Below are 15,133 nucleotides of genomic sequence, written 5' to 3' on the forward strand. Positions count from 1 at the left end.
CCAGGTTGGGCAGGAGGGTGCCGGTGATCCAGGGCTCGAGGTCGGCGATCATGGTGTTGATGGTGGCCGGGGTGATCCCCGATACCAGGTCGGCCACCCAGCCGCCGTTGCCGTTGACGATGCCCGCCAGCGTCGTCGCATCAAGGACGGGCAGCAGTCGGTTGATAAACGCTACCGTGTTGGGGTGGTTCACGATATTGGCGATGGTGTTCTCGTTGAGGCTGGGCATCACCTGGTTCACGAGCCAGGGACGGACGTCGTTGAGCAAGCGGTTCACCGTCACCGGCGCTATGCCGGAGACGAGGTCGCCCATCCAGTCCCAGTTGGCGTCGACGATGCCGGCGAGCACCGTCTCGTCCAGGATGGGCAGGAGCTGGTTGATAAACGCTGCCGTGTTGGGGTGGTTCACGATATTGGCGATGGTGTTCTCGTTCAGGTTCGGGATCACGTCGTTCACGAGCCAGGGCCGCAGTCCGCTCAGCAGGCTGTTGACGGTATCCGGGGTGATGCCTCCCACCAGGTCGGCCACCCAGCCGCCGTTGCCGTTGACGATGCCCGCGAGGGCGGTGGCGTCCAGCTGCGGCAGCAGGGCGTTTATGAAGGCGATGGTCGCCGCGTCGTTGGCGATGCCCGCGACGGCGCCGGTGTCAAGCTCGGATACCAGGCCTACGACCCATGCCGGGTTGTCGTTGACCACATCGGCTATGGTGGACGGAGAAAGTTCTCCCACGAAGTCGGAGAGGAAGGCCGCGTTGGAGTCCATGATGGATCCCAGCTGCGCGCCGTCCAGCTCGCCTATGAGCCCCTCCAGCCAGGCGGCGTTATCGGAGAGCGCGCCCGCGAGCACCGACTGGTCCACCTGCCCGATGAGCTCGGTGACCCAGGCCTGGTTATCGTTGACGATGGAGGCCACGGTACCGGTGGAGAGCTCGCCCACGAAGTCGGTGAGGAAGGCGGCGTTGGAGTCCATGATGGACCCGAGCATGGCGCCGTCCAGCTCGCCGATGAGGTCCTCCAGCCAGGCGGCGTTGGCGCTGACCGCGTCCCCTATAACTCCCGGATCCATCATGCCGAGCAGCGAGGTCACGAACCCGCCGTTGGCGTTGACGGAGCCGGCTATCGCGCCCGGGTTGAGATAGCCGATGAGCGAGGTCACGAAACTCTGGTTATTGATGATCGAGGCGATGAAGGAGGGCTCCAGCATGCCTACGACGTCGTACATCAGGTCCTGGTTGCTGTTGAGGACGTCTGCCAGGACCGCGGGGTCGAGATAACCGAGCACGTCCACGAGGAAACGCCCGTTGGAGTTGACCGCGCTCGCCAGTACCCTTGCGTCCAGCATGCCCATGACCCGGGAAAGGAAGGGCCCATTGGCGTTGATGGCCATGGCGGCGACCTGGGGGTTGAGCCGCGACACCACGTCCGCCAACATGCGCGGGTTCTCGTTGAGGGCCTGCGCGATAACATCCGCGTTGATCAGCCCGACGATCTTGGTGACGAAGGTGGGGTTGCTGTTGACGACGTTGGCGATCACCTGGGCGTCGATGTACTTGATGACCTCGAGGGCGAAGGCTTCGCTGTTGTTGACGATGTTGGCCACGGTCACCGGGTCGAGCGTGTTGACCATCTCCACTATGAGGTCCTGGTTGGCGTTGAGGATGTCGGCCAGCATCTCGAGGTCGACGAGGCCGAGGAGCGAGTCGACGAATTCCGGGTTCTCGTTGATCACCGTGGCGACAACGGCGGGGTCGAGGGAGCTGACCATCACCACCAGGAACTCCTCGCTCTGGTTCACGGCATCGGCGATCTGGCCCGCATCGAGCAGCGAGAGCAGCTCCACCACCAGTTCGGGGTCTTCGTTGACCGCCTGGGCCACTTCCTTGGGGTCGAGGGTGCCGACGAAGTTCACGAAGACATCCTTCGAGTTGAAGACCTTCCCCATCAGCGGCCCCAGGGGGCTGTCTGAAGGAATGACCATCACCATCCCCAACGCCGCCATTCCGAGCAGCGCGACGATGACGATGATGTTGACCGCCTTCTGCAAGTTCCTGTTGAGAAGCATCTTCCTCTCCCCCTCGCTTCCTATCCTTCGGATCCCTCGACCCGATGGGACCCGCTAGCACCGATATCGGAAAAGCAGGACACGGGAGCTGATGTCATGCCCCCGGTCTTCGAACCAGGTGACGTGGGCAGGCGCACGGCAAGGATCGAGCCTCGCTCGCTTTCGGGAATCGAATACTGTGCGGACCGGAATGACCCGGTGATCGGGGTCCGCCCTGTCTGCGTTTTCGTCACTGCCATCGCCTCGCCTCCATAACAGGGCTCATCTCATATTCCTATAGAAATACTCTGTTAAATAACTCCTATCCTCAGCCATCTCGTCCATATATTTAGGCTCGCTTTAGTTATCGAAATCCAGGGGCGGCATATTGAATCCTTACGCTCGAAATTTCGGGATTGTAACAAGATCGTCACACTTTTGTAACATGACGAGTAACATAGCCGGCCATAGAGATTGAAATCGCCCTGGAGCTGCTGTTTTTCACCAGGCGCAATGGTCCTGGAGGGACTTGCGGGGGGCGAAAACAGCTCGCGCCTCATACCTGGTCGCGACGCGAAGGGCGCACGCGGGACGCCGTGATGCCCAGTGGACTTCCCGTTGCCCTCCCCGCCCCCCGCCTGGTATCATGCGCGAAACGGCGCCCCCGTGAGGGCGCCGAGCAATTACTCGTGGTGCGCTTATGGTCTATACCGGGGGCGTTATCGCTATCGGCTCGTTGATGCTGGTGATGGTGGTGACCACCCGTATGTCGCCGTAGCCGATCTGTTCGGTGATGTTGGCGTTCTTCACCAGGGCCTCGTACTTCACCCTGTAGCCGCTTTCCTTCTCCACCCAGACATCGACCTCACCGCCCGCGTTCGCCGCCAGCTGCGAGGCCTCCACGCTCTTGAAGAGGGTCTTGACCTCGTCCGGGGTGAGGGTGAAGTGGAGGTGGTAGACCTCCACGCCATTGAGGGTCTCGACCCCGAGGTTCTCCGAGGAAGAGGCTACGGAGGGGAGGTTGGCGAAACCCTCCACCTGCTGGGTGACCGTCTCCCGGCTGATGGTGGCGGACTGCTGTGTCCATTCCTCGCTGCCCATGGTCCGGCTGTATTGCATGCCGTTGACCACGATGACCTCGCTGAAGCTCTGCCCGAACAGCGCGCTCGAAGCCTGGACGTTGTTACCGCTGACGTTGATGGAGGTGGTCTGGATCTGGCCCCCGCCGAACTTGGTGTTCTCGTAGCTGATGGCTATCTCCATGTGTAACGAATTGATGTTCTTCTCGGCCCCCTGGCTCTTCTCCCAGATCTCATCGACGCTGGGCTCCCCTCCGAAACAGCCCGGGAAGGTGAAGAGCATCCCCGCTGCCAGCAGCAGGGAAAGTGCGCAGACACCAAGGCGCGTTCTCCTCGCTTTCATCAATACCATCCTTTCCTGTACTCGGCCCCGCAGCATGCCTTTACATCTTTATCGTTATGCCCGGCCATTTCTTGACCCCGCCGCCGTCGCCCCGTATATACTTCTATTCTCCATAGCAATAGACCTTGCGGGAGTCGCTGCCCGCCAGCACGTAGTCCTCGGTTATGGTCATGGTGCCCGGCAGGACGCCCTCCAGGTCCCTCTCCAGGCTGGGTATGCCGGACTCAATGGCCACGGCGCGCAGGCCTCCGGCGCCGCCGTAATACGCGTCCTCGTTGCTTGCGTACAGCCATGTCCATTCCGCGGCGGCACCCGCCGAGGTCTGCCATAACAGGTCACCGGTGCGGTCGTCCAGGGAGACGATGCTGGCATCACCGCCGGGGACGCCGTACAGGACCAGCAACTGGTTGCCGCGCACGGCGAGGTTGGAGATGACGGCCGCGGCGGTGGGATACTCCCACAACACCTTGCCGCTCTGGGCATCCGCACAGTGCAACTCGAACTCGCCGGCCAGAAAGACCTTACCGTCCGCGGCGGCGGGACATGCCACCGGCACGCCCTGTGTCCTGTAGGTCCACAGCAACCGACCGTCCCGCTCGTCGAGGGCAAAGAGGTCGCCCTCGACAGAGACCGCGAATACCTGCCCCGCATCTATGCATGGAGAGACCTCCACCGGCCCCAGCGCCTCGAAAGACCACAGGACGGAGCCGCCCGCGGCGTCCACGCAATAGAGACTGCGGTCGCTCGATCCGAAATAGACCCTGTCGCCCACGGGGATCGGGGTAGAGTTGACGGTACCCCCGACCACCACCTCCCAGTTCGTCTCGCCCTCCGGGCTGACGCTGAGCACCCTTCCATCCTGCGTGCCCAGGAAGATGCCCGCCCCGGACACACTGGGCATGGAGGAGAGGCCGGCGGCGGCGTCATATCTCCATACCGGCTTACCGCTCTCCAGATCCAGGCAGTAGAGGTATCCGTTCTCACAGCTCACGTAGGTCCTGCCGTCCGCCACAGCCGCAGGGCCCACCTGCTGTCCCTCCAGGCGGGTGTTCCAGCGCTCCACCAGGGGCCCCCGCGGCGCGAAGGGCAGGTAGAAAAGGTGGGCCGGCCCTCCGCCGGGCATGGTCCAGCTGCCCTCGTCCACGACGATCTGCTCGTGCGACGGCCAGAAGAGCAGGAGGGGGGTGAGGATGGCTGCCAGCGCCAGGATGACCGCGACAACCGCCGAGATCATCCTCTTTCTCTTTAACCGTGCCATCAGCTGATGCCGCCTTCCCCGCTGCGCGCGGTGCGCACCTAAACCGGCGGTGTGATCTCGATCGGTTGGTTGATATCGCGTATGCTCACGACGAACCTGATATCGCCGTGGCCGATCTTCTCCGGGATGATCACGTTACGGATCAACAGCTCGTAGCGGACCATGTAGTAATCATCGCTGTCGATCCACACGTCCACTTCGCCACCGGTGTTCTCGCTGAAATCGAAGGAAGGTTGGGCGGAGAACATCTCTTTCACGCCGTCGCTGTTCAGGGTGAAGCGGAAGCGCTCGGCCTCGACCCCCTCGATGGTCTCGCTGCCGACGTGTTCCTGGGTGGCCGCGACGGAGGGGAGCTCCAGGAACCGGGAAGTATACTCGGAGGCGTCCGTGGACGGCTGCTCGGCAGACGCCTCGTTCCAGGTGCCGCTGTCCATGTCCTTGACGTACTGCCTGCCCCCTGTGCGTATGTACTCGAAGTAGACCTGCCCAAGCAGCAGGTCCTGCTCGTGGAGGTCCTCGCCGCTGACGTCGATGATGATGCTCTGTATCTGCCCGCTGCCGTACTGGGTGTTCTCGTAGTAGCTGGCTATCTCCATGTGCCAGGACTCGATGGCCGAATCCGCCTCCTGGGCCCTGGCCCATAGTTCGTCTATGCTCAGCTCGCCCGCCTTCTCTTCCCCCTCCGGGCTCCCGCCGCACCCCAGGCCGGAGACCACGAGAAACAGCGTGAGAGCCAGGACGGAGATGAAGGTGGGCCAGCCATTGATGGATCGCATCCGCATGTCCGTTTTATCCCATCCTTCCAGGTAACGGTCGGCGCAGCTTCAAGCCTTTTTTATCACAGTAAAGCGCTCTTTTTCAAACAATGACGCTCTGCCGCCGTCCCCGGTTCCGTATCGCCCCCGCGGTCGGTGCGATTTGGCGACGGCGCTCGTTGCCGCGGCGGAGTATATTTTATATGTTGACAATCTTTGTTATGTTTAATATTATGACTAAAAAATCGAGGTGGTGAGTATGGAAGCTATTGCGGTCGCGGTGGCCGTGCCGAGCGGCGAGATGGTCTCGGACGTCATCGCCTCCCTGGACAGCCACCCCCTGCTGGACCTATGCGGGGTCGCCCGTTCCATCCCGGACTTGCTGCGTCTCCTCGAGCGGTTCCATCCCGCCGCCCTCCTCATCTCCCCCTCCCTGCTGGAGGAGATCGGGGCTTACCGTCTCGAAGCCGGTGACACCGCCAGGTTGTGCATGCCGGTATCCTTCCTCATCTCCCACCAAGACGCGGAGTGGGGCGCGGAGAGGCTGGCCGGCATGCTGCGCCTGCCCCTCAAATACGGCGGCCTCATCGGATGGAACGGGACCGACAGCCACGACCTCTTCCAGGAGATCAAGAGCAAGGTGCAGATCCATCACACCGGAGAACGCTCCCCCGCCGCCGCGCCCACGTGGGAAGGAGGACGAGGAGAAAGGTCCCGCCTTATCGCCCTCATGGGCTGCAAGGGAGGGGTCGGGACCACCTTCCTCGCGTGTGCCCTGGCCGCGGCCATGTCTTCCACGGGGCCGCGCGTGCTGCTCATGGAGATGCCGCGCGAGTTGTCCCAGCTGCTGTTCCTGAAGTCCCGCGGCGAGGGAAAGACCGTATGCGAGCTGCTGCCCCTGGCGGAGGAGATATCCTGGGACCTGGTCCGCCTATCCGTGCACCGCCACGCCGCCGGCTTCTATCTGCTTCCATACGGCAGCGGAGGGCCGGCGGCGGAGACCGCCTCCCCGGTTGTCCTACTGCGCAACCTGCTCTTCCTCTTCGACCTGGTCATCCAGGACTTTCCCGCTTGCCGTCCCTCGGCCATACCCGCCCTGTTGCATCACGATCCCGAGGTGATTATGTTCACCCTGCCGGACACCCTCACCGCCACGTGCGCCCGCGCCATCGCCACCAGCCTGCGCGAGACCGGGCTCGATCACGGCCGCCTGCGGCTGGTGGTCAACCGCTGCGGTTCCCACCACACCCTGGGCCCGGACGAACTGGCCCGGGCCGCCGGTATAGAGCTGCTGGCGGCGCTGCCGGACGATGCGCGGTCCGGCCTCGACTTCGCGGAACTGGGCGAGTTGCCGGCCGCAGACTCTCCCCTGGGAAGGGCAATGGCGGACATGGCCGCGGCCCTCACCGGTGGACAAGTAAGCGGCGCAACCACCCGGAGGCGGCTCAGAAGGCTGCGGGACCGTACGGACGGCCTGCCATGACCGGGAGACATGCCGTGCAGGAGGCCTACGCCAGGCTGAAGGAGAGGATCAGGGAGAGGCTCCCCGACTGCGGCGCCACGCCAGCCCAGGGCAGCGACGCCGCCGCGCACAGGAAGTCCCTCATGCGCGCCGCGCGGGAGGTGGCCTGGGAGGAGGGCCTGGTGCTCGACCCCCTCGAGATGCAGGGCGTGCTCGAGAGGCTCCTCGACGACATACTCGGTCTCGGGCCCCTGGAGGCGCTGGTGCGTGACGAGGAGATCACCGAGATAATGGTGAACGGGCCCCACGGGGTCTACACGGAGAAGGACGGACGCATCTCCCGCTGTGACATCCGGCTGGCTGGCGACGAGGAGCTCTACCGCATCATCGACCGCATCATCGGTCCCCTGGGCCTGCACGTCGACGAGGCCTCTCCCTACGTCGATGCCAGGCTGCCCGACGGTTCGCGGGTGAACGTCATCCTGCCCCCGCTGTCGCTGCTGGGGCCGGTGCTGACCATCCGCAAGTTCAGGCGGCGCCCCTACGGCATGGAGGAGCTCGTCTCATCGGGCAGCATGGCTCGCGGACAGGCGGCCTTCCTGGCGGCGGCGGTGGAGGAGAAGAGAAACCTGGTCATCTCGGGCGGAGCGGGCACGGGTAAGACGACCCTGCTGGGCGCCCTTTCGTCTCACATCGGCGCGGATGAGCGCGTCATCACCCTCGAGGACGCCGCGGAGCTGCGCCTGCAGCAGCCCCACGTCATCCCCCTGGAGACGCGCGCCCCCAACCTGGAGGGAAAGGGAGAGGTGACCCTGAGGGACCTCTTGCGCAACGCCCTCAGGATGCGCCCCGATCGCATCATCATCGGCGAGGTAAGGGGCCCCGAAGCGCTGGACCTCCTGCAGGCGCTCAACACCGGGCACCGCGGCTCCATGACCACGGTGCACGCCAACTCGCCCCTCGACGCCCTCTCCCGCCTGGAGACCATGGCCATGACCGCGGGCGTAGGGTTGCCAGCACGCGCTGTGCGTGACCAGATCGAACAGGCCGTGGACGTCCTGGTACACATGGAACGAACGGCAAGCGGCATGCGGCGGGTGAGCGAGGTCGCGGTGATGGTGCGCGGCCGCGAGGGCGGTGCCCGGCTCATCCCTGCCCCCACCTCCGCGTCCCGCCCCCCCGCGGAAGAGGTCGCCTGCCTCAAGCCCGTCCCATCCCTGGCGGAGGGGGACGCCGAGCCAAAGGTGGTGAAAGTCGAGGTCTCGACCTCGATGTCCGGATGATGCCCCTTGTCGCCTTCTGCATCCTGCTTCCGGTCAGCCTTGCCGCCCTGCTCTGCCGGATCCCGGCGCGGCGGCGAGAGCGGGCCCTCGCCGCGTTTTCGCCGCGCAGCACTCCCGGAAACGCGCTGCCGGGCGGACTCCGCCGCCTCCTGCTGGCCGGGTATTCATCTTCCGCCAGGGGTTCCCAGATATATATCCTGGCCGCCGTGGCTGGAGTCGCGGCCTTCGCGCTCACCCGCAGCGTGCTGCTGGCGTCGGTGGCCTTTCCGGCCGCAGCCATGGCGCGGCGCCTCGCCACGAGACACCGCGACAGGCGCGCCCGTGGCAGAAAGGAGGAGCAGGTCCTCGAGTTCATCGACTCGCTCTCCCAGTCCCTGCGCGCGGGTCTTTCGCTGCGACAGGCCCTGGAAGTGAGCCTGGAGGACGTGGGGAACGAGCTGGGCGAAGACGTGCTCGATATCCTGCAGGACATCCGTTTGGGGAGCGGCATGGAGGAATCGCTGGCGAGGGCCGCCGCCGCGTCTTCCTCCCCATCGCTGCGCCTCACCTTCAAAGTGCTGGCCCTGCTCCACGGCAAGGGCGGCGACCTGCCGCGTATCCTGGAGAGGTTGCGCAAGCGCGTAGCGGACGGGCTCGAGGCCAGGCGCGAGGCGCGCATCCTCACCTCCCAGAGCCGGGCTTCGGGTTATCTCGTCTCCTCCCTGCCCGCCGTCTTCCTGCTCCTGCAGGCGGCGCTCAACCCGGGCTCTCTGCGGCCACTCTTCACCACGCCCACGGGCAACCTCATCATCGCCCTGGCGGTCGCCTTGAACACGGCGGCCTTCGTCCTCATCCGCAAGATGGTCGACCAGGAGGTCTGAGATGGACGTTATCGCGGCGGCTCTCGCCGCCATCGCACTGGCCACCCTGGCGGGCGCCTGCGCCGTGCGCCGCTCACGCCGCTCCAGGGTGCTGGCCGCCGCTGGCCTTGAGGAAGGCGGCGGGCCTGACCCGCGGCCTGGTTTTCGCCCGTTCCCGCCGTTCGCCGTGTTGCTGGCCGGCCTGGGGCACGCCGCCGCCCCCCGCGTCAGCGACGATACGCTGCGATTACTCGAAGCTTCCGACTCGAAGTGGACTCCCGACCGCCTGCAGGGCCTGCGCATGGCGGTGGGAGCGGCACTGGCCTTGGCCTCCCTGCCGCTGGGGCTGGCGGCGCTGCCCCTCGCACCCGTTCTCTTCGCAGCCGGGTACCACTTCCCCATCATGACATTGAAGAGACGGCGCGGCAGGCGCTGGGAGTCCATCGCCTCCGACCTCCCGGAAGTCGTCGACCTCATGGCCGTGCTGTGTTTTTCCGGAGAGAGCCTGCTTTCGGCCTTCCGCCATGCCGCCGCCGCCAGCGGTAATCCCTGCTCCAGCAGGGAGATGGAACGCGTGCTCGAGCATATCGACCTGGGCGAGAGCACCGTTGGAGCGCTGCGCCTCGCCTACGATCATCCGTGCCGCGAGATGCGACGTTTCGCCCGCACATTGATCAGGGCCGAGGAGTTCGGAGCGCCAGTGGCGGACACCCTGGAGGAACTGGCGGTGGAGCTGAGAAACTCGCGGCGTGAGAAGGACCGCGCCAGGGCGGCACGCGTCTCGGTGCTCATCCTCCTGCCCCTGGTCTTTCTCATCCTCCCCTCGTTCCTGTTGCTCACCGTGGGAGGCATGATCCTTGGCTACACCCTCTAGAACAGCGCGAAGGAGGTGAATCAACATGCGCCAACCACTGGAGATCGTCGGCGATGAGTCGGCACAGACCACGGCGGAATATGCGCTTGTCATCCTGGGCGCAGCGGCCGTCGCCGGCGCGCTCATAGCCTGGGCGGGCGGGACGGACGTCATCAAGAGCTTCTTCAACAAGATATTCCAGCAACTGATGAGTGCCCTGGGATAGGCTTCGTGCGCAAGGTCAAGGGAGGCGGGACAAGGTGTGGACGGTCAGGTTGTTCTTCTTGTGGGTCTTCTCGCTCGCCGTGATCTACTGCGACTTCCGCCATCGCCGCGTGCCCAACCGCCTAACCCTGGGTGCGGCGGCGGCGGGCCTCGCGCTCTCCGCCGCGGGCGGCTGGAGCGCCTTCCGCACCTCTCTGTGCGGCATGGTGCTGGGCTTTGTGCTCCTCTATCCCGCCTTCCTCCTCGGACTGGTAGGGGGCGGTGACGTGAAGACACTCGCCGTCATCGGCATCGGCACCGGCCCCGATCTCCTCTGGGTATCGTTCCTGTGCGGCGTCGCAGCCAGCGGGGCCATGGGCGCGGTGGCGCTGCTCGCCGGCCGGCTGCGACGTGCCGCCGGGAAGGCGCGGCCACCGCACCCCGGCAGCCGCGCGCGCACCCTGCCTTACGCCGCCATCCTCTCCCTCTGTGCGGCCGTCTCCGCCCTCTTTCTCTGACCCCCCTCCAGGGACCCGGTGATATCCACGGGCCTACCTCCGCCGGGGTGCGCCCAGGGTGGGGGTCGTCCCCAGCGCTTATAATTGGCTCATGCCCGGCTCAAGAGAACGCGAGGAGAAGGCGGAAGCCTACGTAAACGTCGTCATCGACGCGCCCGCGCGACAGCTGGACCGCCCTTTCACCTATTCCGTGCCGGGCCACCTGGCGGACAAGGTACAGACCGGGAGCGTCGTCCTGGTGCCCCTCGTCAATTCCGTGCAGGTCGGCTACGTGCTGGGGTACTGCATGCCTCCCGCATTGCCGCGCATCCGCGCCCTGGAGGCGGTGGTGGATGAGCCACCGGTCTTCGACGCGCTGACGGTACGCCTCTGCGAGTGGATAGCCGCCCGCTACCTCAGCTCCCTCTCCCAGGCCATCCGCCTGGTGGTGCCCCCGGGCCGTTCTCGCCGCGTGGTCGAGCTCATCTCGCTGCGGCGCGGAGCGGATGAGGCCCTGGAAGGGCTGCCGGCCCGCGCCGTCCGCCAGCGCGAGGTGGTCGGGGCACTCGCGGCGGGGGGCGAGATGCCCCTCGCGACCTTGAAGGCGGGGCTCGGGGGGAGCGTGTCCTCCTCCACCCTCAGGTCCCTGGAGGAGGGGGGATGGATCGAGCGGAGGTTCGTCATGCCCCAGCCCAAGGCATCCCGCGTCAAGGTGCGTGTAGCCGAGCTCACGGACGCGGGCAGGGAGGCGGCTGATGACCCCGAAGTGGAGAAGAGGTCGCCGGCGCGCTTTCGCCTCGTCGCGGCCCTGCGCGACCACGGCGGCAGCATGACCGCGTTGGAGCTGCAGCGCCGCGCTGCATGCTCGGCGTCCTCCCTGCGCGGCGCCGGGGACGCGGGACTGCTCAGGGTGCGGGAGGAGGAGAGGCTGCGCGATCCCTTCGCCGAACGTTCCTTCCCGCCCGTCCCGCCCCATGACCTCAACCCCGAGCAGCGGGCCGCGCTGGAGGCGATAAACGGAGGCGTCGAGGCGGGAAGGGGCGAGGTCTTTCTCCTGCACGGTATAACAGGAAGCGGCAAGACCGAGGTCTACCTGCACGCCATAGAACACGCCCTGCGGCGCGGACGCACCGCGTTGGTCCTGGTCCCGGAGATCGCCCTGACCCCGCAGATGGTACAGCGCTTCAAGGGACGCCTGGGAGAGGACGTGGCGGTGCTCCATTCCCGCCTGGGGCTGGGTGAGCGCTACGACCAGTGGAGGGGGATCAGGGACGGCAGGTACAAGGTGGTCATAGGGGCCCGATCCGCCCTCTTCGCCCCCCTCGTGGACCTCGGCCTCATCGTCATCGATGAGGAGCACGAGACCACGTACAAGGAGAACTCGGCCCCCCGTTACGTCGCCCGCGACGTCGCCGCCGAGCGGGCGCGGCTGGGCGGCGCGGCACTGGTGCTGGGCAGCGCAACGCCGCAACTCGAGAGCCGTTACGCGGCCGCGCGGAAGGACTTCGCCTACCTCGTACTGCCCAGGCGCGTGGACGACCGCCCCCTCCCCGGGATGGAGGTAGTGGACATGCGCGGAGCGGAGGACGGCGCGGCACCCGCCATCATCTCCCCCCGGCTGGTCAACGCCCTGGGCCGTGTCTACCAGGCTGGCGAGCAGGCCATCCTCTTCCTCAACCGGCGGGGGTTCGCCCGCTTCATGCAGTGCCACGCCTGCGGCCACATCCTGCAGTGCCGCAACTGCTCCGTGAGCATGTGTTACCACGCCCGGGGTGAACTCCTTTGCCACCACTGCAGCTGGGTCCTGAAGCCTCCCTTCACCTGCCCCGAATGCGGCGGTCAGGTGCGACGCTATGCGGGCATCGGCACCGAGAGAGTGGAGGAGGAGCTGCGGCGCCTGCTGCCTCCGCTGCGCTGCATCCGCATGGACGCGGACACCACCCGGCGCAAGCACTCCCACTGGGACATGCTGGAGGAGTTCAAGTCGGGGCGCGCCCAGGTGCTACTGGGAACTCAGATGATCGCCAAGGGCCTGGATATCCCCAACGTCACCCTGGTGGGCGTGATCAACGCCGATACCTCTTTGGGGCTTCCCGATTTCCGTGCCGGGGAGCGCACCTTCCAGCTGCTCACCCAGGTGAGTGGAAGGGCGGGAAGGGGCGACCTCCCGGGAAGGGTCATCGTGCAGACATTCAACCCCGACCATTACGCCGTCGCCGCGGCCGTGCGTGGCGACGCCTCCGCCTTCTATCGCCAGGAGACCGCCTACCGGCGCGAGGCCCTGTACCCCCCATTCTGCCGCCTGGTCAACCTGGTCGTTTCCGCGCCTGAAGAGGGCTATGCCCGCGACGCGGCCGGCGGTCTCGGAGAGCTGTTGCGCCAGTCGCTGCGCCCCACGGACGCGCAGGTCCTCGGTCCCGCCCCCGCTCCTCTCGCGCGCCTCAAGGGCAGATACCGTTACCACCTGGTCGTGAAGACCACCGCTCCGGAGAGGGCAGCGGGCGGCCTTGAGGGGTCACTCCTCGCTTACGAAAAGTTCCGCGCCTCCTACTGTCGCTGCGAAAACATCTCCCGCGAAAGCATCTCCCTGGCCGTGGACGTCGACCCCGTGACTCTTCTCTAGTGCCGCTCGCTCTCCGTTTGGGGGTCAGTTCTTGTTTCTTGCATTCTTGAAGCCTGGGTCGAGGTCGTTGCCTTTGGTGGGACGCAACAAACAAGAAGCCTGACCCAGGTCGAGGTAACAGCCTCCGGTGGAATGCAATAAAAAGGAAACCTGGTCCACATGATCCCTATCAGGTTGCTTGGTTAAACATGGCTTATATTGGGTAAAAAGGTTATGTAAGGAGCTTGCGTCGCTGAACATGATCTCCTGCAGGGCTTTCTAGACGAGGGGGGATTACTCATGGCGAGCCGGAAACTGACCAGAAGCGAAGCGGGCCGCAAGGGGGGGAAGACCACTCTCAAGAAGTACGGGACGGAGTTCTACCAGAAGATCGGACAGAAGGGCGGTCGCAAGGGCGGCCAGACGACCAAGCAGAGATACGGGACGGAGTTCTACCAGGAAATAGGCAGAAAGGGTGGCCTCAAGTAGGACGTCGCTTCCCCCAGACCCACCCATCGACCTCACGTGCCGCGTTAGCTTCCTATGCTATAATACGCGCGAGACCCCGGGCTTTCGTGCAGGGGTGGTCTTGTATCCGCCGCCGAGGATGAAGGAGTTAGCCTTGCTCAGCAGCGTAGATGTACATAACTACCTGCAGACGGCCAACATCCCTCACGAACTTTCCAGGATGCCGGAGCCCGCCCGCACGGCGTCGAGCGCGGCGGCGGCGCTGGGGCTCCTGCCACACCAGGTGATAAAATCCGTGTTCTTCGCCGCTGCCGGGGAGCCGCTGATGGTGATGATACCCGGCGACAGCATGGTCGATTACAACAAGCTCAAAGGCGAGGTAACGGCATCGCGCCTGCGACTGCTCAACGCCGACGAGGTGCGCATGCTCACCGGTTACCTCATCGGCAGCACCCCTCCCGTCGCGCTCAGGACCGAGATGCCGAAATATATAGACCTCCACGCTCTGCGCGAGGACGTGGTCTACACGGGAGGAGGAGAACCGTACATGATCCTCAAAATCCGCTCCTATGACCTCGTGCGGGCTACCGATGCCGATATCGTGGATATCATCCGCTGACCTCGCCGGGAGGTTAGGCCTTGACTGAAGCGGCAGGTTATCTCTTTATGGCCCTCCTGGGCTTCGCGTCCGGCTTCACTTCAGGGGCTTTCGGAGTCGGTGGGGGGGTCATAACCACCCCCGCCATCCGCATGCTCCTGGACCAGTCATCGGACATCGCCCTGGGTACCCCCCTGCCGGTCATCCTGCCTTCCGCCATCGTGGGGGGCTTCAACTACTGGAGGGCGGGCAAGATCATCCCACGCGTCATCCTCTATTGCTCCCTCTTCGGGCTGGCCGGGACGGCGGCCGGCTCCTATGCCACTGCCGTCATCGACACCCGCTACATCATGATCCTGACCTCGCTTATCATCTTCTATCTGGCCTGGCGGACCGCGGCGACAGCCTTGGGCAAAGACCCCTACCGGCGCCTGGAAGTCGAGGTGCCGAGGCGCAGGTGGCCGGCATGGCAGCTCGCCCTCATCGGTTTCTCGGCGGGTTTCTTCTCCGGCTTCCTGGGGTTGGGCGGGGGCGTGGTCATGGTCCCGGCGTTCTTCTTCGTCCTGGACCTCGAACTCAAGGAATGCCTGGGCAATTCCCTGGTGGTCATCGCCATCCTTGCCGTGCCGGGCAGCATCATCCACGCTCAACTCGGCCATGTCGACTGGACTATCGCCCTGGCCATGATGCTGGGGGTGATACCCGGCGCCTACCTTGGCTCCTTTTTCACCCTGCGTGCGCGCAACCGCCGTGTGCTGCTGCTATTTTCATGCTTCCTCGCCGCCATCGGTATAATATTCTTGTTCAGAGAGATACAGGGGCTCGTCTAGCCCCGTTTCAAGCCGGGAAGG

General features: G+C 65.2%; 14 protein-coding genes. 10 read left to right on the forward strand and 4 right to left on the reverse strand.

What is annotated here, in order from left to right:
- From AB1384_06980 to AB1384_06995, 4 genes are all read right to left on the reverse strand, one after another.
- A partial coding sequence (locus AB1384_06980) for a hypothetical protein (protein MEW6554013.1) occupies nt 1-2,062 on the reverse strand: 2,062 nt, incomplete at its 3' end.
- A 684-nt stretch (nt 2,063-2,746) separates the two neighbouring features.
- Entirely contained in the window at nt 2,747-3,463 is a 717-nt protein-coding gene (locus AB1384_06985; protein ID MEW6554014.1) for a hypothetical protein, read from the reverse strand.
- A gap of 103 nt (nt 3,464-3,566) precedes the next feature.
- Nucleotides 3,567-4,697: a PQQ-binding-like beta-propeller repeat protein gene (locus AB1384_06990; protein MEW6554015.1), complete on the reverse strand. Its 1,131-nt coding sequence runs from the start codon at nt 4,695-4,697 to the stop codon at nt 3,567-3,569.
- 62 nt (nt 4,698-4,759) lie between these two features.
- Nucleotides 4,760-5,503: a hypothetical protein gene (locus AB1384_06995; GenBank protein ID MEW6554016.1), complete on the reverse strand. Its 744-nt coding sequence runs from the start codon at nt 5,501-5,503 to the stop codon at nt 4,760-4,762.
- A 232-nt stretch (nt 5,504-5,735) separates the two neighbouring features.
- On the opposite strand from AB1384_06995, the gene AB1384_07000 reads away from it, so the two are divergent.
- From AB1384_07000 to AB1384_07045, 10 genes are all read left to right on the forward strand, one after another.
- The gene (locus AB1384_07000) at nt 5,736-6,959 is read left to right on the forward strand and encodes a cellulose synthase operon protein YhjQ/BcsQ (protein MEW6554017.1); all 1,224 of its coding nucleotides are present in this window, start codon (nt 5,736-5,738) and stop codon (nt 6,957-6,959) included.
- Nucleotides 6,960-6,973: 14 nt separating this feature from the next.
- The gene (locus tag AB1384_07005; GenBank protein ID MEW6554018.1) at nt 6,974-8,221 is read left to right on the forward strand and encodes a CpaF family protein; all 1,248 of its coding nucleotides are present in this window, start codon (nt 6,974-6,976) and stop codon (nt 8,219-8,221) included.
- Nucleotides 8,218-9,081, forward strand: a complete 864-nt coding sequence (locus tag AB1384_07010; GenBank protein ID MEW6554019.1) for a type II secretion system F family protein — start codon at nt 8,218-8,220, stop codon at nt 9,079-9,081. The genes AB1384_07005 and AB1384_07010 overlap by 4 nt, the downstream gene beginning before the upstream one ends.
- 1 nt (nt 9,082) lies before the next feature.
- On the forward strand, nt 9,083-9,934 hold the full coding sequence (locus AB1384_07015) for a type II secretion system F family protein (GenBank protein ID MEW6554020.1): 852 nt from the start codon (nt 9,083-9,085) through the stop codon (nt 9,932-9,934).
- Nucleotides 9,935-9,959: 25 nt separating this feature from the next.
- On the forward strand, nt 9,960-10,139 hold the full coding sequence (locus AB1384_07020; GenBank protein MEW6554021.1) for a DUF4244 domain-containing protein: 180 nt from the start codon (nt 9,960-9,962) through the stop codon (nt 10,137-10,139).
- A 34-nt stretch (nt 10,140-10,173) separates the two neighbouring features.
- Complete coding sequence (locus AB1384_07025; GenBank protein ID MEW6554022.1) at nt 10,174-10,635, forward strand: prepilin peptidase; 462 nt, start codon at nt 10,174-10,176, stop codon at nt 10,633-10,635.
- A 91-nt stretch (nt 10,636-10,726) separates the two neighbouring features.
- Entirely contained in the window at nt 10,727-13,237 is a 2,511-nt protein-coding gene (gene priA, locus AB1384_07030) for a primosomal protein N' (GenBank protein ID MEW6554023.1), read from the forward strand.
- Between the two features lie 279 nt (nt 13,238-13,516).
- The gene (locus AB1384_07035; GenBank protein ID MEW6554024.1) at nt 13,517-13,705 is read left to right on the forward strand and encodes a hypothetical protein; all 189 of its coding nucleotides are present in this window, start codon (nt 13,517-13,519) and stop codon (nt 13,703-13,705) included.
- A 133-nt stretch (nt 13,706-13,838) separates the two neighbouring features.
- A complete protein-coding gene (locus tag AB1384_07040; GenBank protein MEW6554025.1) occupies nt 13,839-14,303 on the forward strand; it encodes a YbaK/EbsC family protein in 465 nt (154 codons plus the stop codon).
- Nucleotides 14,304-14,323: 20 nt separating this feature from the next.
- Nucleotides 14,324-15,112, forward strand: coding sequence for a sulfite exporter TauE/SafE family protein (locus AB1384_07045; GenBank protein MEW6554026.1), 789 nt, complete (start codon nt 14,324-14,326; stop codon nt 15,110-15,112).
- Nucleotides 15,113-15,133 lie beyond the last annotated feature (21 nt).

This window comes from Actinomycetota bacterium (genome assembly GCA_040757835.1).
Classification (GTDB): Bacteria; Actinomycetota; Geothermincolia; order Geothermincolales; family RBG-13-55-18; genus SURF-21.

Bases quoted from the DNA above. Each gene is read 5' to 3' on its own strand.
- AB1384_07010 (MEW6554019.1), top strand. From the start codon at position 8,218: ATGATGCCCCTTGTCGCCTTCTGCATCCTGCTTCCGGTCAGCCTTGCC.
- AB1384_07015 (MEW6554020.1), top strand. From the start codon at position 9,083: ATGGACGTTATCGCGGCGGCTCTCGCCGCCATCGCACTGGCCACCCTG.
- AB1384_06990 (MEW6554015.1), bottom strand. From the start codon at position 4,697: ATGATCTCGGCGGTTGTCGCGGTCATCCTGGCGCTGGCAGCCATCCTC.
- AB1384_07020 (MEW6554021.1), top strand. From the start codon at position 9,960: ATGCGCCAACCACTGGAGATCGTCGGCGATGAGTCGGCACAGACCACG.
- AB1384_07035 (MEW6554024.1), top strand. From the start codon at position 13,517: ATGGCGAGCCGGAAACTGACCAGAAGCGAAGCGGGCCGCAAGGGGGGG.
- priA (MEW6554023.1), top strand. From the start codon at position 10,727: ATGCCCGGCTCAAGAGAACGCGAGGAGAAGGCGGAAGCCTACGTAAAC.
- AB1384_07000 (MEW6554017.1), top strand. From the start codon at position 5,736: ATGGAAGCTATTGCGGTCGCGGTGGCCGTGCCGAGCGGCGAGATGGTC.
- AB1384_06985 (MEW6554014.1), bottom strand. From the start codon at position 3,463: ATGAAAGCGAGGAGAACGCGCCTTGGTGTCTGCGCACTTTCCCTGCTG.
- AB1384_06995 (MEW6554016.1), bottom strand. From the start codon at position 5,503: ATGCGGATGCGATCCATCAATGGCTGGCCCACCTTCATCTCCGTCCTG.